The sequence below is a fragment of the Eubacterium uniforme genome (assembly GCF_900167115.1).
GTDB lineage: Bacteria > Bacillota > Clostridia > Lachnospirales > Lachnospiraceae > Eubacterium_S > Eubacterium_S uniforme.
Genome location: NZ_FUXZ01000003.1, coordinates 83,134 through 106,149 on the forward strand (window position 1 = coordinate 83,134; position 23,016 = coordinate 106,149).

General features: G+C 33.7%; 17 protein-coding genes and 1 tRNA gene. All 18 read right to left on the minus strand.

Annotated elements, in window-relative coordinates; translation table 11 throughout:
* Positions 1-23 precede the first annotated feature (23 nt).
* The 18 genes from B5D16_RS01935 to B5D16_RS02020 all read right to left on the minus strand — a co-directional run bounded on the left by B5D16_RS01935 (position 24) and on the right by B5D16_RS02020 (position 22,963).
* On the minus strand, positions 24-2,108 hold the full coding sequence (locus tag B5D16_RS01935; RefSeq protein ID WP_078765281.1) for a polyribonucleotide nucleotidyltransferase: 2,085 nt from the start codon (positions 2,106-2,108) through the stop codon (positions 24-26).
* A 270-nt stretch (positions 2,109-2,378) separates the two neighbouring features.
* On the minus strand, positions 2,379-2,645 hold the full coding sequence (gene rpsO, locus B5D16_RS01940; protein WP_078765282.1) for a 30S ribosomal protein S15: 267 nt from the start codon (positions 2,643-2,645) through the stop codon (positions 2,379-2,381).
* 181 nt (positions 2,646-2,826) lie between these two features.
* A complete protein-coding gene (locus tag B5D16_RS01945) occupies positions 2,827-4,503 on the minus strand; it encodes a Na/Pi cotransporter family protein (protein WP_078765283.1) in 1,677 nt (558 codons plus the stop codon).
* Positions 4,504-4,582: 79 nt separating this feature from the next.
* On the minus strand, positions 4,583-5,494 hold the full coding sequence (locus B5D16_RS01950) for a bifunctional riboflavin kinase/FAD synthetase (protein ID WP_078765284.1): 912 nt from the start codon (positions 5,492-5,494) through the stop codon (positions 4,583-4,585).
* A gap of 70 nt (positions 5,495-5,564) precedes the next feature.
* A complete protein-coding gene (truB, locus tag B5D16_RS01955) occupies positions 5,565-6,524 on the minus strand; it encodes a tRNA pseudouridine(55) synthase TruB (RefSeq protein WP_078765285.1) in 960 nt (319 codons plus the stop codon).
* Positions 6,521-7,471, minus strand: a complete 951-nt coding sequence (locus tag B5D16_RS01960; protein ID WP_078765286.1) for a DHH family phosphoesterase — start codon at positions 7,469-7,471, stop codon at positions 6,521-6,523. The genes truB and B5D16_RS01960 overlap by 4 nt, the downstream gene beginning before the upstream one ends.
* Before the next feature lie 55 nt (positions 7,472-7,526).
* The gene (rbfA, locus tag B5D16_RS01965) at positions 7,527-7,919 is read right to left on the minus strand and encodes a 30S ribosome-binding factor RbfA (protein ID WP_078765287.1); all 393 of its coding nucleotides are present in this window, start codon (positions 7,917-7,919) and stop codon (positions 7,527-7,529) included.
* The gene (gene infB, locus B5D16_RS01970; RefSeq protein WP_423240940.1) at positions 7,920-10,706 is read right to left on the minus strand and encodes a translation initiation factor IF-2; all 2,787 of its coding nucleotides are present in this window, start codon (positions 10,704-10,706) and stop codon (positions 7,920-7,922) included.
* A gap of 76 nt (positions 10,707-10,782) precedes the next feature.
* A complete protein-coding gene (locus B5D16_RS01975; RefSeq protein ID WP_078765289.1) occupies positions 10,783-11,085 on the minus strand; it encodes a L7Ae/L30e/S12e/Gadd45 family ribosomal protein in 303 nt (100 codons plus the stop codon).
* Entirely contained in the window at positions 11,078-11,341 is a 264-nt protein-coding gene (gene rnpM, locus B5D16_RS01980) for an RNase P modulator RnpM (protein WP_078765485.1), read from the minus strand. Before rnpM ends, B5D16_RS01975 begins: the two co-directional genes overlap by 8 nt.
* An 18-nt stretch (positions 11,342-11,359) precedes the next feature.
* Positions 11,360-12,526 carry a transcription termination factor NusA gene (nusA, locus tag B5D16_RS01985; RefSeq protein ID WP_078765290.1) on the minus strand — a complete coding sequence of 389 codons (1,167 nt, stop codon included), beginning with the start codon at positions 12,524-12,526 and terminating at the stop codon, positions 11,360-11,362.
* 93 nt (positions 12,527-12,619) lie between these two features.
* On the minus strand, positions 12,620-13,087 hold the full coding sequence (gene rimP / locus B5D16_RS01990; protein WP_078765291.1) for a ribosome maturation factor RimP: 468 nt from the start codon (positions 13,085-13,087) through the stop codon (positions 12,620-12,622).
* A 176-nt stretch (positions 13,088-13,263) separates the two neighbouring features.
* Positions 13,264-13,335 (minus strand) — tRNA-Glu (locus tag B5D16_RS01995).
* A gap of 110 nt (positions 13,336-13,445) precedes the next feature.
* Positions 13,446-14,723: a glycoside hydrolase family 3 protein gene (locus tag B5D16_RS02000; RefSeq protein WP_159444254.1), complete on the minus strand. Its 1,278-nt coding sequence runs from the start codon at positions 14,721-14,723 to the stop codon at positions 13,446-13,448.
* 12 nt (positions 14,724-14,735) lie between these two features.
* Complete coding sequence (locus B5D16_RS02005) at positions 14,736-19,313, minus strand: PolC-type DNA polymerase III (RefSeq protein ID WP_078765293.1); 4,578 nt, start codon at positions 19,311-19,313, stop codon at positions 14,736-14,738.
* 11 nt (positions 19,314-19,324) lie between these two features.
* The gene (ispG, locus tag B5D16_RS02010; RefSeq protein ID WP_078765294.1) at positions 19,325-20,386 is read right to left on the minus strand and encodes a flavodoxin-dependent (E)-4-hydroxy-3-methylbut-2-enyl-diphosphate synthase; all 1,062 of its coding nucleotides are present in this window, start codon (positions 20,384-20,386) and stop codon (positions 19,325-19,327) included.
* A 12-nt stretch (positions 20,387-20,398) separates the two neighbouring features.
* Positions 20,399-21,730, minus strand: coding sequence for an RIP metalloprotease RseP (gene rseP / locus B5D16_RS02015; RefSeq protein ID WP_159444255.1), 1,332 nt, complete (start codon positions 21,728-21,730; stop codon positions 20,399-20,401).
* A 66-nt stretch (positions 21,731-21,796) separates the two neighbouring features.
* Positions 21,797-22,963: a 1-deoxy-D-xylulose-5-phosphate reductoisomerase gene (locus B5D16_RS02020; RefSeq protein WP_078765296.1), complete on the minus strand. Its 1,167-nt coding sequence runs from the start codon at positions 22,961-22,963 to the stop codon at positions 21,797-21,799.
* Positions 22,964-23,016 lie beyond the last annotated feature (53 nt).

The window sequence follows — 23,016 nt, forward strand, 5'->3', positions numbered from 1 at the left end:
TTAATTTATATTTTATCTAATTTCTACTTAGGGCAATCTTTAATTGAAAAGCTGATTCTTCCCATCTTATCCTTGCCAAGGCAGATACATTTAACTTTATCACCAAGTGTAAGTACATCTTCAACATTCTTAATTCTTTCATTTGAAATCTTAGAAATGTGAACCATACCTTCCTTACCAGGTGCAAATTCGACGAATGCACCGAATTCCTTAATTGATACAACCTTACCTTCGAAGATCTGATCTTTTTCGAAGTCTGTTGTAATGATTTCAATGTACTTAATAGCCTTATCCATAGCTTCTTTATCTGTACCACAAACTGATACAGCGCCTTCATCAGTAATGTCAATCTTAACGCCTGTTTCTTCGATGATAGCGTTGATTGTCTTACCTCTCTGTCCTACAACATCACCAATCTTAGTTGGATCAATCATAATCTGAACAATCTTAGGTGCATATGGGCTAAGTTCTTTTCTTGGCTCAGCAATTGCTGGCTTCATACATGTATCCATGATGAATAATCTAGCTTCTCTTGTTCTAGCAATAGCGCCTTCAACAATAGGTCTTGTAAGACCGTGAATCTTAATATCCATCTGAATAGCTGTAATACCATCAGTTGTACCTGTTACCTTAAAGTCCATGTCTCCGAAGAAGTCTTCAAGACCCTGGATATCTGTAAGAAGAACATAATCATCATCTGTTTCACCAGTCACAAGACCACATGAGATACCTGCAACCATCTTCTTAATTGGGACACCAGCAGCCATAAGTGACATACATGATGAACATGTACTAGCCATTGATGTAGAACCATTTGATTCAAATGTTTCTGATACAGTTCTTATTGCATATGGGAATTCTTCCTCTGATGGAAGAACTGGTAATAATGCTCTTTCAGCAAGTGCACCATGTCCAATTTCTCTACGTCCCGGTCCTCTTGATGGCTTTGTTTCACCAACTGAGTATGATGGGAAATTATAATGATGCATATATCTCTTAGCTGTTGTATTTTCATCAAGTCCATCAACCTTCTGAATTTCAGAAAGTGGAGCAAGTGTACATACATTACAGATCTGAGTTTGTCCTCTAGTAAACATAGCTGAACCATGTACTCTAGGGATTAAATCAACTTCTGCAGCAAGAGGTCTAATCTGGTTCATAGCTCTACCATCAGGTCTCTTACCATCCTTTAAGATCATCTTACGAACTGTCTTCTTTTCATACTGGTAAATAGCTTCACCAAGTACTGCAAGCCATTCTTCATTCTCAGCAAATGCTTCTTCTAACTTTTCAGTAATTGCCTTGATGTTTTCTTCTCTAGCCTGCTTTTCATCAGTAAATACTGCGTTCTCCATCTCTTCCTGAGGAACGATTTCCTTAATAGCAGCGAAAAGTTCTTCTGGAATTGCACAACTTTCATATGTGTGCTTTTCTTTACCAACTTCAGCAACAATCTGCTCGATGAAAGCAATGACTGTCTGGTTAATATCATGAGCCATATAAATAGCTTCAATCATCTTATCTTCAGGGATTTCATTAGCACCAGCTTCAATCATGATTACCTTTTCCTTAGTTGAAGCTACTGTTAGCTTAAGATCTCCATCCTTCCAATCCTTCTGGCTTGGGTTAATTATAAACTGACCATCAATCATACCTACCTGTGTCATAGCACATGGGCCATCGAATGGAATATCTGAAATACATGTTGCGATAGCTGAACCTAACATAGCAACAAGTTCTGGTCTACATTCAGGATCAACTGACATAACCATGTTATTAAGAGCTACGTCATTTCTATAATCCTTAGGGAATAAAGGTCTCATAGGTCTGTCAATTACACGAGCTGTAAGAATTGAGTTCTCTGAAGCCTTACCCTCTCTCTTATTAAATCCTCCAGGGATTTTACCAACAGCGTACATCTTCTCTTCAAATTCTACTGAAAGTGGGAAGAAGTCAACACCTTCTCTAGGCTTATCTGAAGCTGTTGCAGTTGATAACACACAAGTGTCACCATAAAACATCATAGCTGCGCCATTAGCCTGTGCAGCAACTTTGCCGATTTCAACTTTTAAAGTTCTACCAGCAAGATCCATTGTAAATGTTTTCATATCATTCTCCTTTAAAATATATTTAAATCTGGAAAACATTTATAAGGATTTGATGTACCGAAACTACTGAAGAAATCATACTAATACATATTAATCAGTATTATCTTTCATACACTATTATGAGTTCTTCAGTGGTCTCGGGAATTTCCTTATATGTTTTCCAAGATTATAATCTTTGGTTTACATAATATTTTTCAAGACTAATTTTGTAAAAAATTCAAATACAACAATAGACCGGATAGTTCTACCCAGTCTATTGTTAATTTTATATTACTTTCTGATACCGAGCTTAGTAATAAGTTCACGATATCCTTCAAGATTATCTGCCTTATAATATGCAAGTAAACCTCTTCTCTTACCTACCATCTTAAGAAGACCTCTTCTTGAATGATGATCCTTTGGGTTTTCCTTAAGGTGTTCTGTAAGTTCTTTGATTCTGTATGTAAGAATTGCGATTTGTACTTCAGGTGAACCTGTATCGCCTTCCTTTCTACCATACTCTTTAATGATTTCTGCTTTCTTTTCTGATGTAATCATTATTCTTTCCTCCTAATAATAATATTTCGCCAAATACTAAAGAATCGGTTGGAGTATCCAAATCCTTTGTATTGGTTTATGTGATTTCACACACCTAAATAATATAACACTTTTCCCAATAAAAAGCAAGTCTAAATTAAAATGTTACGGTAAGTCTCATACTAACCGTAACATTTTATATCTATGCATTCTGTAATTTTTCTTCTACACTATCTTCATCATCTTCAAAAATAGCATAAGCGATATTAATTGAATGGTCACCCACACGTTCGAAGTTAGAAACTAAATCACTATAAATAGCTGACTTCGGAGAACAAGTTCCTTCTGTCATACGTTTTACATGATTCTTTTCAAGTTGTACCTCTAATCCGTCAATTTCATCTTCAAGTAACTGTATTTCTAAAAGGTGTGTTTTTTCTTTATTAACAAATGCCTCAAGTGACAATTTAAGTAAATTTTTCACCTTATTATACATTCCAGTAAGTTCTGAAACACCTACTTCTGAAAAATGAATGTCATCTTTCACTCTAGTCTGAGCAAATTCTGCAATATTCTCAGCATGATCGCCAATACGCTCTATATCGCTTACAACATGGAAATATCCATCAATATATTTTGCATCATTAATAGGCATATCTGTCTGAGCTATCTTAACCAAGTAATTTGTAATTTCCTTACTAAGATAGTCAATCTGCTTTTCAGTCTCATATACTTCATCAATTTTTGATAAATCTTTTGATATCAATGCATCAAATGCTCTATCAAGATTCTCTATCGCATGTACACCCATACGATTAATCTCTCTTGTAGCCTGAAGTACACAAGTCGTTGGAAGGATAGCTGCCCCCCTATTAATGTACTTAAGTTCACAAGGTTCAATTTCCTTATCAGCACCTTTGATTATTGTTTCTGATAATTTAACAATATACTTTGCTATCGGAAATGCAACAATCATCTGTGCCACCTTGATGGTTAACTGTGAGTTAGCAACTGCTCTTGACATCTGATATTTTCCACTTCCGTTTGAAATATCCATGATAAAACTATTAAATTTATCACCAAATACCATAAATACAAAAGCAAAAACAAGTGCCGTTATTGCATTATATAAAACGTCTGACAACGCAGCTCTCTTTGCATTTTTATTACCTTGTAATGATGCTAAAACAGCTGGTGTTGTTGCACCAATGTTTGATCCAAGAATAAAATAATTTGCTGTAGTTAGATTAGTAAAGATACCAGATGCTGCCATACCAATCACAATACCAACAGCTGCTGATGAACTTTGTAAAACTCCAGTAATTAATAGACCAATACCAATTGCTGCAACTGGATTATTTACTGAGTTAATTGCATCTACAACACTTGGTAAATCCTCTAATCTTGCCATAGAGCTCTTAAGTGTACTCATACCAAAGAACAATACCCCAAAACCGAATAATACTTCACCAACATTTTTTACCATAGGCTTCTTCATGAAGTTAATCATAATAACACCGACAAGAATAAATATTGGAGCAACTGCATCTAACTTAAATGATACCAACTGACCTGTTACAGCTGTACCTACATTGGCACCAATAATAGGACCAATTGCCTGATAAATACTTAATAATCCTGAATTAACAAAACTAGTTACCATGACAGTTGTAGCTGACGATGACTGAATTACCGCTGTGAAAATCACGCCAACCGCAACACCTATACCGGTATTCTTAGTACACCAATTAAGAATATCCTTCATCTTCGAGCCAGCAACCTTTTCAAGCCCTACACTCATAAGTTTCATACCATACAGGAAAAACCCAAGTCCTGCACAAAGTCCTAAAATCATTGCTGAAATAGCTGAATTACCCATTTTTAATTTTTCGCAGATAAAATCTGCTCCTCCTTAAGCTTAATCAATCTGATAGATTCTTACATAATTCATTAATCATTTATAGAATCATATTTCTAACTATACTCATATCTTTATCAACCTGTGTCTTTAACTCATCTAGATTATCAAACTTTTTTTCAGGTCTAATAAAATCATAAAGTTTAATCTCTACTATCTTATCGTATAAGTCCAGATTAACATCAAAAATATGTGTTTCAACCCCTAATTTTTCCTTACTCGAAACTGTTGGTTTTCTACCAATATTCGTAATACCCTTATACTCTTCTTTTCCAATCACAACGGTCGAAGCATATACGCCAAACGGTGGTAATATCTTATTCTCATCCGGTATGACATTTACTGTTGGCATCTTCATACCTGTACCAATGTGATTTCCGTGTTCAACAACTCCTATAAAGGAGAACTTAGAGAGCAACATCTCATTAGCCTTTTTTATTTCCCCAGTCACTATACACTCCCTAATTCTTGAACTTGATACTTCACCATGTTCATATATGATTTTTTTTAAACTTATAATTTCAAATCGATTATAATTGTGTTCTTTTAAGTATTCAACGTTTCCTATTCGATTTTTTCCAAATCTAAAATCATCACCACAAACAAAACAAATAGTATCTAGTTTATCAATAAGTATTTTTTTTACAAAATCCTCTGCACTCATCATAAGAAAATCCTTAACATCTTCAATCATAATAAGCACATCGATATCCTGCATTTCAAAAAATCTTATTTTTTCATCCTGAGTTAATATCATTTTAACGTCATTATCGCCAAGTACATTTCCCGGCATATCAGCAAATGTTATAACAACAAGATTTGTATCAGCTTTCTTTTTTTCCTTCATTTTTCTGACGATTTCTCTATGTCCCATATGAAGGCCATCAAACTTTCCAACTGACACTATTGATTTTTCTAATTTAACATCTGTTAAGTTCTTATATATTTTCATTCTACATCCACTGTCTAGATTACCACAAAATCAGTTATTTTTTCAATAAGTTTTAAAAATTGTTAGATTTTTAAGTAAACATTTTATATGGTTTTAAAAAACCGTTTTCTTTTTTATACAACCCAATCAACTTATCATTTGAATCATATATTCTATAATAATTCTCTTTTATTTTAATAAAAGACTCACTTTTTACTTTTGTATCTGTATTATTCTTAACAAGTACACTCATATCTATTATTCTAGAATCAATCAAACTTTGAATTTCTAACTTATTGCCATTTACTACCAATTTGTCATATTCTTTAATAACTTTTATTTTCTCGTATATATTTAACATATCCTCAATTGAAGTAACAAATTCTTTTTCATTCTTAACCATTTCCTCAATTTCAGATAGTTTATATGCATCTTCAATACAAAAGCTTGATACTTTTGTCCTTATAAGTTCATCCATGCATCCACCAACACCAAGTTTCTCACCTATGTCCCTGCAAAGAGATCTAATATATGTTCCCTTTGAGCAAGTTACAGTAAAAACTATTTTCGGCAAATCCACTATACTCACATTAACATCAAGTATTTCCACTTTCCTTGGCTTTCTTTCAATTTCTTTTCCTTCTCTAGCAAGCTCATAAAGTTTTTTACCATTCACTTTAAGAGCACTATACATTGGAGGAACTTGATTATACTCACCAACAAATGACTTTATTACTTCAATGATTTTTTCCTTATCAAGCTTTTTTACTTCATCTTCAGAAGTTATTCTCTTAACTTCTCCAGTCATATCCTCAGTATCACTAGTAACACCAAGTATTATTGTTGCCTTATAAGTTTTCTCTTTATCAGTTAACAACTCGCACAACTTAGTGGCATTCCCAAGACATACTGGTAGCACTCCCACAGCTTGTGGATCAAGCGTTCCTGTATGTCCTATTTTCTTTTGTTTTAAAATGCCTCTTAACTTTGCAACAACATCATGACTAGTAAAGTCTTTTTCTTTATACACATTTACTATTCCGTTTATCATATCTGTAATTCAATTTGCTCTGTAATATTATTTACAATGTCATGCATTGTTCCATTCATGGTAAATCCTGCAGCTCTAATATGTCCACCACCGCCAAAGTGAACGGCTATTTTACTTACGTCAACATATCTCTTTGAGCGAAGACTCACCTTGAATTCTAAATCTCCTGTTTCATATAAGAATATTGCACATTCTGTTCCCTTGGTAAGACGTAACTGATCAACAACACCATCCATGTCTTCCTTACCCACGTTATAAAAATCCATGAGTTTTTTTGTACAATAACCAAGTATGCACTTTCCATCCATCAAAAGCATGCTTTCAAGAAGAATTCTACCCATTATCTGATTCTGTCTATATGTTTTTTCATAAAAGGCTCCATCGATAATAGCTGTTGTATCAACACCAAAATCAAGAAGTCTTCCTGCTTTCTCCATGGTTTTTCTACTAGTCTGTTCATATTTAAACACACCAGAATCTGTAACCATACCAAGATAAAGTGCTTCAGCAATATCCTTATTTATTTTATCAATATCTAATAAATCAAAAATGACTTCACATGCTGAACTAGCTTTAGCATCAAGTACTACTTCATCGGCGTAATATTCATTACTAATATGATGATCAATACAAATTGTTTTCTTTGCACTTTCAAAGTACTTAATACCATAACCAAGTCTATCCAAACTACTAGAATCAACTGCAATAAATAAATCATAAACCTTATCGCTTTTATCATTATTAGTTATTTCATCACTGCCTTTTATAAAGTGAAACTTGTCTGGATAATCTTCTAAATAAACATCAACATCAACATCTTTATAGTTTAATTTTATATAATTATATATTGATAATGAACTACCAATACAATCACCATCCGGATGAATATGTCCTGCTATTCCAACACTTTTTGCATTTTCAAGATTTTTAATTAATATATCATTCATATTAATTCCTCATAATAATCCTAACAATCACTTAGTATCGATTTGATACTAACTTTTATTCTTCAGTATCTTCATCGACACTATCTTCGTGTCTGTCAGCCTTTGTAACATCATCAATTCTCTTAGACATATATACACCACGTTCAATAGACTGATCCATAACAAATGTAATCTCTGGTGTATTTCTAAGATTAATGTTTTTAGCTAACTGTCTTCTAATATATCCTTCCGCACTCATAAGACCATCATATGTATCCTTCTGTGATTTTTCATCACCTAAAACACTAATATAAGCCTTACAATGTTTTAAATCAGGTGTTACATCAACAGATACAACACTTGTAAGCGGATTAATTCTAGGATCCTTAAGGTCACCACGAATTATATTAGATAATTCGTGTGCAACCTCACTATTAATTCTCGTATTTTTTATACTGTTTTTTCTCATTTATCTAGGCACCTCAACCATCTTGTAGCTCTCGATCATGTCGCCTTCCTTAAGATCATTGAATTTTTCAAAAACAATACCACATTCAAATCCACTCTTAACTTCCTTAACATCATCCTGGAATCTCTTAAGTGATGCTACAGGGCCATCAAAGATCTGCTCGCCTTCTCTTGTAATTCTTGCGCTACATCCTCTTTCAAAGAAACCGTCAAGAACATAAGAACCAGCGATAACACCAACGCCTGAAGCCTTGAATGTCTGTCTAATTTCAGCATGACCAATAACTCTTTCTTCATATACTGGATCAAGTAATCCCTTCATAGCTGCTTCTACATCTTCAATAGCCTTGTAAATTACACTATAAAGTCTTACATCAACCTTTTCCTTCTCAGCAATTTCCTTTGCCTGATTATCTGGTCTTGTATTAAAACCAATGATAATAGCATTAGATGCTGATGCTAATATAACGTCAGATTCATTAATTGAACCTACACCACCGTGAATAATCTTAACAACAACTTCGTCATTTGAAAGTTTTGAAAGACTCTGCTTAACAGCTTCAACTGAACCCTGAACGTCAGCCTTAACTACTACGTTAAATTCTTTAACGTCACCAGCCTGAATCTGATCAAATAAATCATCGAGAGATAATTTGCTCTTTGTACCTTCAATCATCTTAATCTTGCTATCTCTAATGAATGTTTCTGCGAAGTTTCTAGCTTCTTTTTCGTTCTTAGTTACAACAAATGTATCACCAGCATTAGGTACACCATTAAGACCAAGAATCTCAACAGGAGTTGATGGACCTGCAGTCTTAATCTTGTTACCTCTGTCATCTGTCATTGCTCTAACTCTACCATAGAATGAACCAACGGCAATTGGATCACCTACATGAAGTGTACCCTTCTGAACTAAAATGTTAGCAACTGAACCTTTACCCTTATCAAGCTTAGCTTCGATGATAAGACCTCTAGCCATTCTATTTGGATTAGCCTTAAGTTCAAGTACTTCAGCCTGAAGTAAAATCATTTCAAGGAGGTTATCAATACCCTCTCTTGAATGAGCTGAAACTGGTACACAGATTGTACTTCCACCCCAATCTTCTGGGATAAGTTCATATTCTGTAAGTTCTTTCTTAACTCGTTCAATGTTTGCACTTGGCTTATCTATCTTATTAATTGCAACAATAATTTCAATACCAGCTGCTTTAGCATGGTTAATAGCTTCAATAGTCTGAGGCATAACACCATCATCTGCAGCTACAACTAAAATTGCAATATCTGTTGACTTAGCACCACGAAGTCTCATTGCAGTAAATGCTTCATGACCTGGTGTATCTAAGAATGTAATCTTTTCGCCATTAGCTTCAACAACGTACGCACCGATATGCTGTGTAATACCACCTGCTTCGCCTGAAATTACGTTTGTTTCTCTAATAGCATCAAGAAGTGAAGTTTTACCATGGTCAACGTGACCCATAACGCAGACTACTGGTGAACGCTTAACCATTGTGTTTGGATCTTCTTCATCTTCCTTAAGAAGTTCTTCAATAACATCAACAACTTCTTCTTTTTCAGCAATGATTTCATAATCAATTGCAATGTTTTCAGCTGTTTCAAAATCAATCTCTGTATTAAGAGTAACAATCTTACCTTCCATAAATAACTTCTTAATAAGAGTTGAAGCCTGAATCTTCATCTTTGAAGCAAGCTCACCAATTGTAAGGCTTTCAGGAATTGTGATAACCTTAATTTCTTCCTTAGGTTCTTCAACCTTCTGCTTTGGCTTTTCAAGTACAGGCTGTTTAGGCTGTTCTTTCTTCTTGCCCTTGTTCTTACCTTTACCCTTTACGAAATCGCCATTATCGTTATCTCTTCTCTTTTCCTTATCATATTTAAGCTTATCTTCTCTGCCTTTTCTGTTCTTATCAGTCATAACATCAGCTGCTGAAACCTTATCGTCTCTGTCAAATCTTCTGTCATTTCTGTCATTTCTTCCGCCTCTGTTATCTCTATTGTCTCTGTTGTCTCTATTATCTCTCTTATCAAATGGCTTACCACCGCGATTATCATTATTTCTGTTATCGCCATCTCTCTTATCAAATCTCTGATTTCTATCAAAGTTTCTATCGCCATTACGGTTGTTATTTCTATTATCGAAGTTTCTGTTATCTCTGTTATCTCTTCTATCACCGTTACGATTATTATTTCTATCACGGTTATTATTTCTATCACCATTCTGATTTCTATCATTATTTTGATTTCTATCATTTGGGCGACCATTTCTGTCATTACCTGGCTTACCCTGATTTCTATCATTTCTATTTACAGGCCTATTAACAGAATTTCTGTTTTCATCATCTCTGCTTTCTGCAGGCTTGTTACCTTCAACCTTAGCACCTTCAGGTCTCTTCTTTCTATCATCTGGTCTTTTCTTTTTAGCAGCATCTGGTCTATGATTTGCAACTAAGATTCTTTTCTTCTTAGGCTCATCTTCAGTTGATTCAACCTTAGCCTCAGCAGCTTTTTCTTCTGCCTTTACTTCCTTTTTATCTTCAGCTTTTTTCTCTGATTTCTTCTCTGCCTCTTTTTTAGGTTTTTCTTCCTTAGTAGCAACATCGCTACTAGTAGAAGCGCCACTAATGCCTAATTTCTTTTTTACAAATTCAATATCTTTATCTTCAATACTGCTCATATGACTCTTTACTTCTACGCCAGCATCTTGCAATACTTTAATAATCTGTGAATTTTCAACATTTATTTGTTTTGCCAATTCATGTATTCTCATTTTAGCCATTTAAATCCTCCTAATTAATCGAATATGCGATTCTCATTTCTTACCATTTTATAATTCAAAATTACATTCAAACTTTTTCAATCTTACTCTTTAACGTATTTGCCATATTTTCATCAACAATAGCAACTACCGCTCTAATTGAAGTACCCGTTAACATTCCAAGTTCCTCCTTTGTTGAAACAACCTTAATGTCAACCTTATAATATGAACATTTGTCAGTGTATTTTTTAATTGTATTATCTGATGCATCAGATGCTACTAAAACAAGTTTAGCCTTACCACTTCTAATGGTATCTAGTACTGATTCATCTCCACTTACTACTTTTCCTGCTTTGGTTATTATTCCCAAAAAAGAAATATTACTATTCATTAAACTCACCTTCTAATTTTTCGTAAATTTCATTATCAATCTTACATTTAAAAGATTTTTCAAGTCCTTTATTTTCTCTTGCAAGTTTAAGGCAATTAAGATCATTGCAAATATATGCTCCTCTACCATTAGCCCTGCCTGTCTTGTCAATGAAAATTTCATTTTCATTATTCTTAACAACTCGAATAAGCTCTTTCTTTTCTTTTACATTTCTACAACCTACACAGGTACGTCCAACTTTTCTTTTACCCGACATGTTCATTCCTACTTTCAATTATTCGTCTTCTTCCACTGAACTTTCTGAATCTTCATATTCATCATACTCTTCTGAATTTTCGTCATAATACTCTTCATCTTCATCGTAGTATTCTTCATCTTCATACTCTGTTCTGTACTCAATTCCAGCTTCCTGAGCCTGTGATTCACTCTTAATATCAATCTTGTAATTTGTAAGTTTAGCTGCAAGTTTTGCATTCTGTCCTTCTCTACCAATTGCAAGTGATAACTGATCATCAGGTACAACTACTAAAGCTTTCTTTTCATCAAGATCAACTTCAACGTACTGTACAGTTGCTGGGCTAAGAGAATTTTCAACAAATAATGCATCATTGTCTTCCCACTTAATGATATCAATCTTTTCACCATAAAGTTCAGCAACAACTGCATTTACTCTTTCACCGTTAACACCAACACATGCTCCTATTGGATCAACATCTGGATTATTTGAATGAACAGCCATCTTTGTTCTCTGACCCGGTTCACGAGAAATAGCCTTAATTTCTACTACACCATCCTGAATTTCAGCAACTTCATTTTCAAATAATCTCTTAACAAGATTCTTATGTGTTCTTGAAACCTTAATACTTGGTCCCTTACTTGTTTCTTCTACTTTAACAATATATAACTTAATTCTTTCTGTTGGCTTAAAGCTTTCTGTTGGAACCTGTTCCTTTTCTGTAAGAACAGCATCTACCTTGCCCAAATCAATACTGATGTTCTTACCATTGATTCTCTGAACAATACCTGTAACAACATCTTTTTCTTTTTCACTAAAAATCTGATATAAAGATTTTCTTTCTTCTTCACGAATCTTCTGTAAAATAACATTTTTAGCGCTTGTTGTAGCAATTCTACCAAAATCTTTTGAGCTAATTTCAATTTTTACTGTATCGCCAAGGACAGCCTTTGCATCAACTTCTCTTGCATCTTCCTTTGAAATTTCAGTAACATTATCCATCACCTCATCAACAACTACCTTTTCAACATAAACATGATAGTCACCTGTTTCTCTATCAACAGTAACCTTCATGTTTTCAGTTTTACCAAAATGATTTTTACAAGCTGTAAGAAGTGAGTTCTCAATAGCCTCAAATAAAACCTCCTTACTTATATCCTTTTCCTTCTCAAGTAAATCAAGTGCATTAATTAGTTCCTTATTCATTTTCCAAAATTCCTCCTTTAACTATATTTAATTTTATCTAAATGATTATTAACTTATTTATAAGGTAATATGTATCACCTTTAATTGTTCTAATTAAAAGTCAAAAGACAATCTAATAAGAGCAATGTCTTTTCTATCAAAAGTTTTAACCTGACCATCTTCAAATTCAACATCAACTGTTTGTTCAGTATATGCTTTAAGAACACCTGTATAATCCTTGGATTTATCAATTGCTCTATAAAGTTTAATATCTACTTCCTCTCCAATGCTTCTTTCAAAGTCTCTGTCCTTCTTAAGTGGTCTACCAAGTCCCGGTGAACTAACTTCAAAAATATATGAATCTTCAATAAAATCTTCACTATCTAATATTTCATTAAAGCTTCTACTAACAACTTCACAGTCATCCACTGTTATTCCACCTGGTTTATCAATATAAACCCTTAAATAATAATTGCTGCCTTCTTTTACATACTCCACATCAACAAGTTCAAATTTGTTTTCTTCAATAATTGGAGTAATTAATTCTTCACATTTACTTTCGTAAATATCTTTCTTTGCCAATTACTATTCCTCCTTTTAATCAATAGAAAAGTGGACCTCTTAGGAAGTCCACTTTTACTCTAGTAATATTAACTTTCTGTAAGTATTATAACACTTATTAATATATTTGCAAGTATTTTCCATACACTAACGCAAATAACCCAATAAAAAGGATTCGCAAATGCGAATCCTTTTAACAGCCAGTAGGGGAATCGAACCCCTGATTCCGCCGTGAGAGGGCGGCGTCTTAACCCCTTGACCAACTGGCCATATATATTAGTCACAAAGAGTATTATAACAGAAAAAATATAAAATGCAAGTGGTTTTTATACATTAAAACACCGGAAGTTAAACTCCCGGTGTTTTTAATAATTTTCTATTATTGATCTAATGAATCACACTTAAGTGTTAAAATCTTAAGTACGCTTTCATTAATTCTATCTTCTGAAATTTTGCCATCTTTAACTGCTGCTTCAACGCCCTTAACAGCATCTTCAAGACTAGCTGGTGATAAAAGCATATCAGCTCCAGCTTCAATTGCCTTAATAGCAGCTTCATCACTCTTATAACTTGAAGTGATTGCTCCCATATCAAGTGCATCTGTAATAACAATCCCCTGATAACCTAATTCACCCTTAAGTGTATCAGTAATAATTGTTTTTGATAAAGATGCAATTTCATTATCAACATCAGACATTGTAATATGACCAACCATAACAAATGGTGCTCCTGCCTTAATACCTGATACAAATGGTACTAAATCTTCCTTCTTAAGTTCTTCTAATGTCTTATCAGATTTAGCCGCACCATCATGTGAATCTCCTGATGCATCACCATGTCCCGGAAAATGCTTTAATGTACAAAGCACATCACCATCAGCGAATCCTTTAACTGCATTAGATACTAATGAAGCACATTCCTCATATGAATCACTGTAACATCTATCTCCAATAACGTCATTACTTGAATTTGAGAATGTATCAGCAACTGGTGCAAAATCAACATTAAATCCAAGTTCTGCAATACTTTCAGCTATTGTTTTTGCATTGCTTCTTGCTGTGTCTGTTCCTTTATCCTTATAAGAATACATACTATCAAGTTTTGTAACATCATCAAGTGCTGATGCTACTCTAGAAACTTTTCCACCTTCTTCATCTACACATGCAAATAATGGAACATTATTATAATCCTTAGCGTACTTCTTAGTTCCCTCAATCATCTCTTTAATCTGATCTCGTTTTTTAATATTCTTTTCAAAATAAATAATACCGCCGACTGGATTCTTCTCTATTGATGCCTTTGTAGTATCACCAGCAAGTGTTGCTAAACTAACACCTGTTAATTCCTCTGGAGAAACAATAAACATCTGACAAATCTTATCATGAAGTGACATATCTTTCATCAACTTTTCAGCATCATTCTTAGCATTAAGTGACGCTTCTTTTTGATTTCCTTCTTCTGTCACTGGTTCTGTCTGAGTCTCCGTCTCTTTAGTCATACCTTCATCAACAGTAAGATTAACAGTCTCCTTACCGTTCTTTTTGTTAGAGGTATTATTTCCGTTAAAAATCAGAATAAATGAGACAATAAACAAGGCTACAATCATACCAAGTATTATCTTAACTTCTGTTGTTAACTTTTCGAACTTTTCCAACATATCCATTCTCCTTTACAACTGTCCTAAATCAAATAATGAAATCTGATTTTTCTCTGATAGGCCCTCTAATAACCCTAGTTCCGTCATATATTCAACATTAGTTTTACTAATCTTCGCTCTATTAAGTAAATCTTCCTTAGATAAGAATTTACCACATTTTGCTGCTTCATTCAAGGATATTGCGGCATTATCTCCCATATCCTTAATTTTATTAAATGGCGGAAGTAGTTTACCATCCACTATTTTAAACCTTTTAGCATCAGAATTATATATATCTATAGGTAAAAACTCTAACCCCCTCGCATACATTTCCATAACAAGTTTCATATCTTTTATTGTTAAATCATCTTTTTGCGATAATGTTCCTGCCTCTTTCATGGCCATAAGTCTCTCATAATTAGCCATGAGTTTTTCTTTACCTAAACACATAGTTTCATAATCAAATGCTTTAGCTCTAATACTAAAATACGCTGCATAATAAGCTAGTGGATAAAATACTTTATAATAAGCTATTCTATATGCCATCATAACGTAAGCTGCTGCGTGTGCCTTAGGGAACATGTATTTAATTCTCTTACAGGATTCAATATACCAATCCTCTATTCCAGCTTCCTTCATGGCTGCTTCCATCTCAGGCCACTTCTTTTCCTTGCCTTTAGCAACCTTACCCTTTCTAACAGCTTCCATTATATTAAACGCAAGACCACTTTCAACTCCATTGTAAATAAGATATGTCATAATATCATCTCGTGTACAAATAGCTGTTGAAAGAGTACAATACCCCTGTTCTATGAAATACTGAGCATTATTAAGCCAAACGTCAGTACCATGAGAAAGTCCGGATATTCTAACCAAATCAGCGAACTTAGTAGGCTTTGTATCCTGAAGCATTCCTATAACAAAGTCTGTACCAAATTCAGGAATACCTAAGCTTCCAAGTGGTGTTCCTGCTATATCTTCAGGTTTTATTCCAAGTGCATCAGTATTAGCAAATAAAGACATTACCGTAGGATCATCAAGTGGAATCTCCTGCGCATTTGTATCTGTCAAATCCTCAAGCATTCTGATAATCGTAGGATCATCGTGTCCAAGAATATCAAGTTTTAAAAGGTTTGCATCAATTGCATGATATTCAAAATGAGTTGTAATTGTATCAGTTGTCATATCATTTGCTGGTTTCTGTACTGGTGTAAAATCATATATTTCCTTATCCGCTGGTACAATAACCATACCGCCTGGATGCTGACCGGAACTTCTTCTAATTCCTTCACATCCCTTTGCAAGTCTTTCTATTTCACAATTTCGCTTGTTAATGCCTCGTTCTTCAAAATACTTTCTAACATATCCATATGCAGTCTTTTCAGCTACACCTGTAATTGTTCCTGCTCTAAATGAATGTCCCTTGCCAAACATGACTTCAGTGTATGCATGAGCATTTGCCTGATAATCACCTGAGAAGTTAAGGTCGATATCCGGTTCCTTATCTCCGTAGAAACCAAGGAATGTTTCAAACGGAATATCAAATCCATCCTTAGTAAGTTTATTACCACATACAGGACAATCCTTATCTGGAAGGTCAAATCCACAACCACCGGCATTAGCTTTAACTTCTTCTGATTCAAAATCAGAATACTTACAATGCTTACAATAATAATGTGGTCTTAATGGGTTAACCTCAGTAATACCAGACATGGTGGCAACAAATGATGAACCTACTGATCCTCTAGAACCAACTAAGTATCCATCTTCATTTGACTTCCAAACAAGTTTCTGAGCCATAATATACATAACTGCATATCCATTACCAATAATAGAGTTTAGTTCCTTATCAAGTCTTTCTTTAACTATTGTTGGCAACTCTTCACCATACATCTCATGAGCCTTTTTATAGCATATTTCTCTAAGCATAACATCTGAATTTTCAATTTCAGGTGGACACTTATCAGGATGTATAGGTGATATATTTTCAATCATATCAGCAATTTTATTAGTATTTGTTATTACTACTTCTTCTGCTTTTTCATATCCTAAATAATCGAATTCTTCAAGCATCTCTTCTGTAGTTCTTAAGAATAATGGAGCCTGATTATCAGCATCCTTAAATCCCTTACCTGCCTGAATTATTCTTCTGTATATTTCATCTTCTGGATCTAGAAAATGAACATCGCAAGTTGCAACTACTGGTTTATTAAACTTCTCTCCTAGCGCAACAATCTTTCTATTATAATCTTTTAAAACTTCAATATCATCAACTAAGAATTTCTTCTTATCATCTATTTCAGGATTACCCGTCTTTAACATAAACTCATTATTTCCAAGAGGCTGAATTTCATAATAATCATAGAAATTACATAATCTTGCAATTTCTGCCTCGGGTCTTTCATGAATAATCGCCTGATATAGTTCACCTGCTTCACAGGCACTTCCTATCATAAGGCCTTCACTAAGTTTATGATAATCACTCTTTGGAATTCTTGGTCTCTTATTAAAGAATTCTATATGCGAATTTGAAATTAATTTATATAGATTAACTCGTCCAACATTATTCTTAACTAAAATAATGGCATGATATGTTGGTGCTTTCTTAATAATTTCAATATCTGAAGCACTCTTTTCATTTGCCTCTTTTAATGTATTAATATTTCTATCCTGCAATCTTCCAATAAGTTTTTGGAATATAAGTGCAGTACATTCTGCATCATCAACTGCTCTATGATGATTATTAAGCGGAATTTTCAAATTCTTAGCAACTGTATCTAACTTAAATCTTGATAGTTCAGGAATTAGAAATCTTGCCATTATAACTGTATCCATATATGTAAAATCAGTTTCAATACCAAGTTCCTCTGCCTTTGCACAAATAAATGAAGTATCAAAATCTGCATTATGTGCAACTAAAACTGCATCGCCACAGAAGTCTAAGAACTTCGGAAGGACTACATCAATAGTATCTGCATCCTTTACCATTTCGTCATTTATACTCGTTAATACTTCAATTCTATATGGAATTGGAATCTCTGGATTAATAAATGTTGAAAATCTTTCCTTAATTTCACCATCAACAATCTTAACTGCACCAATTTCAATAATCTTATCCGTCTTTGCACAAAAACCTGTTGTTTCTATATCAAATACAACAAATGTACCCTCAAGGCTTTGCCCCTTGTCGTTAGTAACCATTTGCTTCTCATCATCAACAAGATATGCTTCAACTCCATATAATACTTTAAAGTCAAGACCTTCTGTGCTGCCATCATGACTCTTCTTATATCCATCAACAATGTCATCATAAGCATGTCTTGCATCAGGGAATCCCTGTACAACACCATGATCTGTAATGGCAATGGCTCTATGCCCCCATGAATATGCACGCTTTACAATCGCGCCAGTATCACTTACACCATCCATTTCACTCATCTTTGTATGGCAGTGAAGTTCAACTCTTTTCTTTAAACTATTATCCTGTCTTTTTACTCTAAAATCAGGAATCTCCTTTATACCAGTAACCGATGATATTTCAAGCATTCTATCATATGTATCCATGATACATACACCGTTTACTTTTATGAATGTACCCTTACCTAGTCTATCCCTGATTTCATCAAGTTGTTCATTTCTAATAAATATTTTTACGCATATTGTATCTGTAAAATCAGTCATTGTAATTGTAACAATGGACTTCTCACCTCTTATCTCACGTTCCTCAAAATTAATGATTTGTCCTCTAACTATTACAACGCCGATTTCACTTTGTATTTCACATATAGGAAGAGCTTCTTCATCAGCGAAATTTCTACCAAATATAACTGATGGATCATCAGGAAGTCTCTTTTTATATCTTCCTCCATCATTAAATTTCGCCCTACCATCTTCCTTATTTTCCTTCTTAACTTCTTCCTTAGGCGCACTAACTACTTCTTTAGCCTTTGTACCTTCACCTCCATTAGAAGAATCTGAACTTGTAGCACTTTCTTCCTCACTAGATGCCTTCTCACTTTCAGCCTTACTTCTTAATGCCACAATATTTTTATTAATTGTCTTAACCAAGCTTTCATATATTAATTCACTGTCATTATTTTCATCTTTTTCACTTAAGAAATTCCACTCCATATTAACAGCAATTCTAAACTTGGTTAAAAAAACACTTTTTATAATTGATTCAAGTTTAGGTGCCTTGTCCCTGGCTATTAAATTATCAGCAACTGATGCTTTAATTACATCTCCCTCAACATCAAACTTGATTCTATCAAAAAAAGCTTTATCCAGCTGACCTCCTTGCGCATAAATATGTGCAAAGCTATCCTTATATTCAGTAAATATAATCCCTAGATTATACTGACTTGATAATTCATAGTTTTCAATGATGTTAACATCTACCACTACATTTGGAAAGAATTGCTCATTAATTGTTTCTTCAACTTCATCGAATATCTTTCTTCCAATTAATCGATGCGTAACAATATAAATGTTATACTTAGTTCTTTCCTTGTTCACTGTGGCTCTTTCAACTTCAACTTCATTGAAAACATCTTTATAATTATCTTTAAGTTTTATTCCTGGAAATACATCATAAAACTTACGTCTTCCCACAACTAACTCTCCTAATTATTATTCCAATTTCTTAGTTCTTCAATGAGTGCATTTAATAATTCACTCTCATCCATCGTTCTAATAATTTCGCCTTTTTTTATAAGTACACCCTTGCCATCTCCACCAGCAATTCCTATGTCTGCTTCTCTAGCTTCACCAGGTCCGTTAACCACGCAACCCATTACTGCAACCTTAATATCTAAATCTTCAAACTCTCTAACAGCCTCTTCAACTTTATTAGCAAGGTTTATTAAATCAATCTTTGTTCTTCCACAAGTAGGACATGATACAACAGTAATACCATCCTGTCTATGTCCTAAACTCTTTAAAATATCCTTTGCAACTCTAACTTCATGAACAGGATCACCAGTAAGTGAAACTCTCATGGTATCTCCAATTCCTTCATGAATTAAAATACCAAGTCCAACTGATGATTTAACTGTTCCTGTACGTAAAGTTCCAGATTCAGTTATTCCAATATGTAATGGATAATTTGTTTTTTCAGCTATCATCTCATGCGCTTTAAGACACATCATTACATCTGATGACTTAAGACTAATTACAAGATTATCATAACCAAGTCCTTCAATAATCTTAATCTTTAATAAAGCACTTTCAACAATACCTTCTGGTGTAACCTTACCGTACTTATCCAAGATATCCTTTTCAAGCGAACCACTGTTTACACCTATTCTAATTGGAATATTGTCTATTTTCGCTCTTTCAACTACTGCTCTTAAATTCTCTATTGAACCAATGTTACCAGGGTTAATTCTAATTTTATCCGCTCCATTATCCATTGCAGCAATTGCAAGTTTATAATCAAAATGTATGTCAGCAACTAAAGGAATATTAATCTGTGGTTTGATTTTTGAAATAGCTTCAGCAGCCTCCATAGTTGGAACGGCAACTCTTATAATTTCACAACCTTCTTTTTCTAATTCCTTAATCTGAGCTACTGTACTTTCAACATCCTCAGTTTTTGTATTTGTCATAGACTGAATAAGTATTGGATTACCTCCACCTATAACCTTATTTCCAATTTTAATTACTTTCGTACTGTCTCTATGCATAAAATCACCTCTTTACATACCAGCTATGATTTTTGAAATATCATTATAGAATAAAAATACCATTAATACCATAAGTAACGCAAATCCTACAAGATGAACAAATCCTTCTTTTTCTCTATCAACAGGCTTACCTCTTACTGCCTCAAAAAATAAGAATACTAGTCGTCCACCATCAAGTGCTGGAATCGGTAAAAGATTCATAACACCTAAGTTTGCACTAAGCATAACAAGTAAACTTGCTAAATTCATAATAACAACCTTAATACCCTGAATTATGCTTTGCTCATATGTATCTCCAATAGCTCCAACTATTCCGATTGGTCCTGAAACTTCTTCTTTCTTAACCGAGCCTGTAAAAATCAACTTAAGACTTTGAACTACCATGTTAATGTTATATCTAAAAGTAGCGTAACCATATTTAACGCATCCAAGTGGACCTACTTTCTTTCTAATACCATTAACATCAAATCCTGTTTCATATACTGTCATCATCTTAGGCGCAACTTCAATAGTTTTTTCCTTATTTCCTCGTTTAATAACAATTGAAAGTTTCTTACCTTCTGTAAATGGATGATTTGATGTATATTTTGCAAATTCTTTTCCATTTTTCATTTCAACGCCATCAATACTAAGAATAGTATCTCCTGCTTTACCACCAGCCTTAGCAAATGCGCCATCCTCTAATACAGGTTCAAGTGCTGTTACAGGTAAATCAGTTGGTGAATATGAAATACCTAATAATATTCTTTGTTTCTCTTTTGGTTTAATTGTAGCTGTATGCTTTTTACCTTTTCTCTTATATACAACTTTAATATTTTCAGATTGTTTGGTTGTAGTTGTATACTGTCTTAACATAACATCATCACTAGTAAAAATTTTAGCTCCATCATATCTTAAAACAACATCACCATTACGAATTCCAGCTTCGTATGTTGGACTATCTTTTTCAACATCAACAACATAAGGTTTTGCAACTCCGCCTGCAATAACAAGTCCAATAGCAACAACAAGAGCTAAAATAAAATTAAATACAGGTCCTGCTGCAACTACTGCTATTCTTGCCCATACGGACTTACTACCAAATGCCCGGTCTTTCTCGGAATCCAGTTTTTCCTCATCCTCATCTTCACCATACATCATACAAGAACCACCAAGTGGTAATGCCTTTATGCTATAAAGTGTTTCACCTTTCTGTTTTGAAAAAATTCTTGGTCCCATTCCGACCGAAAACTCAAGTACCTTAATCCCACTTTTTTTAGCCACAATAAAATGACCAAATTCATGGAATATTACAAGAATACTAAAAATCAAAATTGCTATTAGTATACTAATTATTCTTTGCATCATTGCTCCTTACTTTAGCATTAAATCTCCTCTTTAATCCTAATTTTCATTTTTTTCATTTATTAATCATTTCCTATTGTTATCTAATTTCTCATTAATCAATTCATATGCCTTCTTCTCTGTATCAAGTATCTGATCAACATCTGGATTATCTATAAACTCAATATTATTCATAACATATTCAATAAGATCAACAATCTCTAGATATTTAATCTCTTCATTTAAAAACTTACTAACTGCAAGTTCATTCGCTGCATTAAATGCAGTTGGAATATTACCACCACGTCTTGCCGCAGCAAGTGCTAAATATAATCCTTTGAAATTATCAAGATCAGGTGTATCAAATGTTATTGATTTTAAAGTCTTAAAATCTACTCTATCACCTTTTAAAAATCTTCTTTCTGGATAGAAAAGCGCATATTGAATTGGTAATCTCATATCCGGTGTACCAAGCTGTGCTATTATGGCACCATCAACATATTGAACCATGGAATGAATTAAACTTTGTGGCTGAATTACAACTTCTATGTCATCAATAGAAACATCAAACAACCATCTAGCCTCCATGACTTCTAGTCCCTTGTTTACCATTGTAGAAGAATCAATGGTAATTTTTTTACCCATACTCCAGTTTGGATGATTAAGCGCATCTGCAAGTGTAACATTTTTCATCTGTTCTCTTGTATAACCTCTAAATGGTCCACCTGAAGCTGTAAGTAAAATTTTATCTATTTTCTCATTGCTTTCTCCATTTAACGACTGGAAAATAGCACTATGTTCACTATCAACTGGTAAAATCTTAACGCCCTTTTTTCTAGCTAAAGGCATAATAATATGCCCTGCGCAAACTAAAGTTTCCTTATTAGCGAGAGCTATGTCCTTACCTGCATTAATAGCTGCGATTGTTGGTTTAATTCCAATCATTCCAACAACAGATGTAAGTACAACATCTGCACTTTCAACTGTTGCAATTTCAATTAAACCATCCATTCCAGATACAACCTTAATATCAGTATCTTTTAATTTATCCTTTACATCTGTAACCTTACTATCATCATAAATACAAACAATTTCAGGTTTATACTTAACGGCCTGCTCACATAGCAATGTAACGTTACTACCTGCTGATAGAGCTACCACATTTAAATCATCATTATCATCAACAATCTCTAAGCACTGAGTTCCTATTGAACCAGTGCTTCCTAAGATTGAAATATTCTTCTTAATATTCATTGTTCCACCATTATGTTTATATACTAAACTTATTATAATTCCACACTAACTTA

Coding starts and splice junctions, on each gene's coding strand:
- B5D16_RS01935 (WP_078765281.1), bottom strand. CDS start 2,108: ATGAAAACATTTACAATGGATCTTGCTGGTAGAACTTTAAAAGTTGAA.
- rpsO (WP_078765282.1), bottom strand. CDS start 2,645: ATGATTACATCAGAAAAGAAAGCAGAAATCATTAAAGAGTATGGTAGA.
- B5D16_RS01945 (WP_078765283.1), bottom strand. CDS start 4,503: ATGGGTAATTCAGCTATTTCAGCAATGATTTTAGGACTTTGTGCAGGA.
- B5D16_RS01950 (WP_078765284.1), bottom strand. CDS start 5,494: ATGAAAATATATAAGAACTTAACAGATGTTAAATTAGAAAAATCAATA.
- truB (WP_078765285.1), bottom strand. CDS start 6,524: ATGATAAACGGAATAGTAAATGTGTATAAAGAAAAAGACTTTACTAGT.
- B5D16_RS01960 (WP_078765286.1), bottom strand. CDS start 7,471: ATGAATGATATATTAATTAAAAATCTTGAAAATGCAAAAAGTGTTGGA.
- rbfA (WP_078765287.1), bottom strand. CDS start 7,919: ATGAGAAAAAACAGTATAAAAAATACGAGAATTAATAGTGAGGTTGCA.
- infB (WP_423240940.1), bottom strand. CDS start 10,706: ATGAGAATACATGAATTGGCAAAACAAATAAATGTTGAAAATTCACAG.
- B5D16_RS01975 (WP_078765289.1), bottom strand. CDS start 11,085: ATGAATAGTAATATTTCTTTTTTGGGAATAATAACCAAAGCAGGAAAA.
- rnpM (WP_078765485.1), bottom strand. CDS start 11,341: ATGTCGGGTAAAAGAAAAGTTGGACGTACCTGTGTAGGTTGTAGAAAT.
- nusA (WP_078765290.1), bottom strand. CDS start 12,526: ATGAATAAGGAACTAATTAATGCACTTGATTTACTTGAGAAGGAAAAG.
- B5D16_RS02000 (WP_159444254.1), bottom strand. CDS start 14,723: ATGTTGGAAAAGTTCGAAAAGTTAACAACAGAAGTTAAGATAATACTT.
- ispG (WP_078765294.1), bottom strand. CDS start 20,386: ATGCATAGAGACAGTACGAAAGTAATTAAAATTGGAAATAAGGTTATA.
- rseP (WP_159444255.1), bottom strand. CDS start 21,730: ATGCAAAGAATAATTAGTATACTAATAGCAATTTTGATTTTTAGTATT.
- B5D16_RS02020 (WP_078765296.1), bottom strand. CDS start 22,963: ATGAATATTAAGAAGAATATTTCAATCTTAGGAAGCACTGGTTCAATA.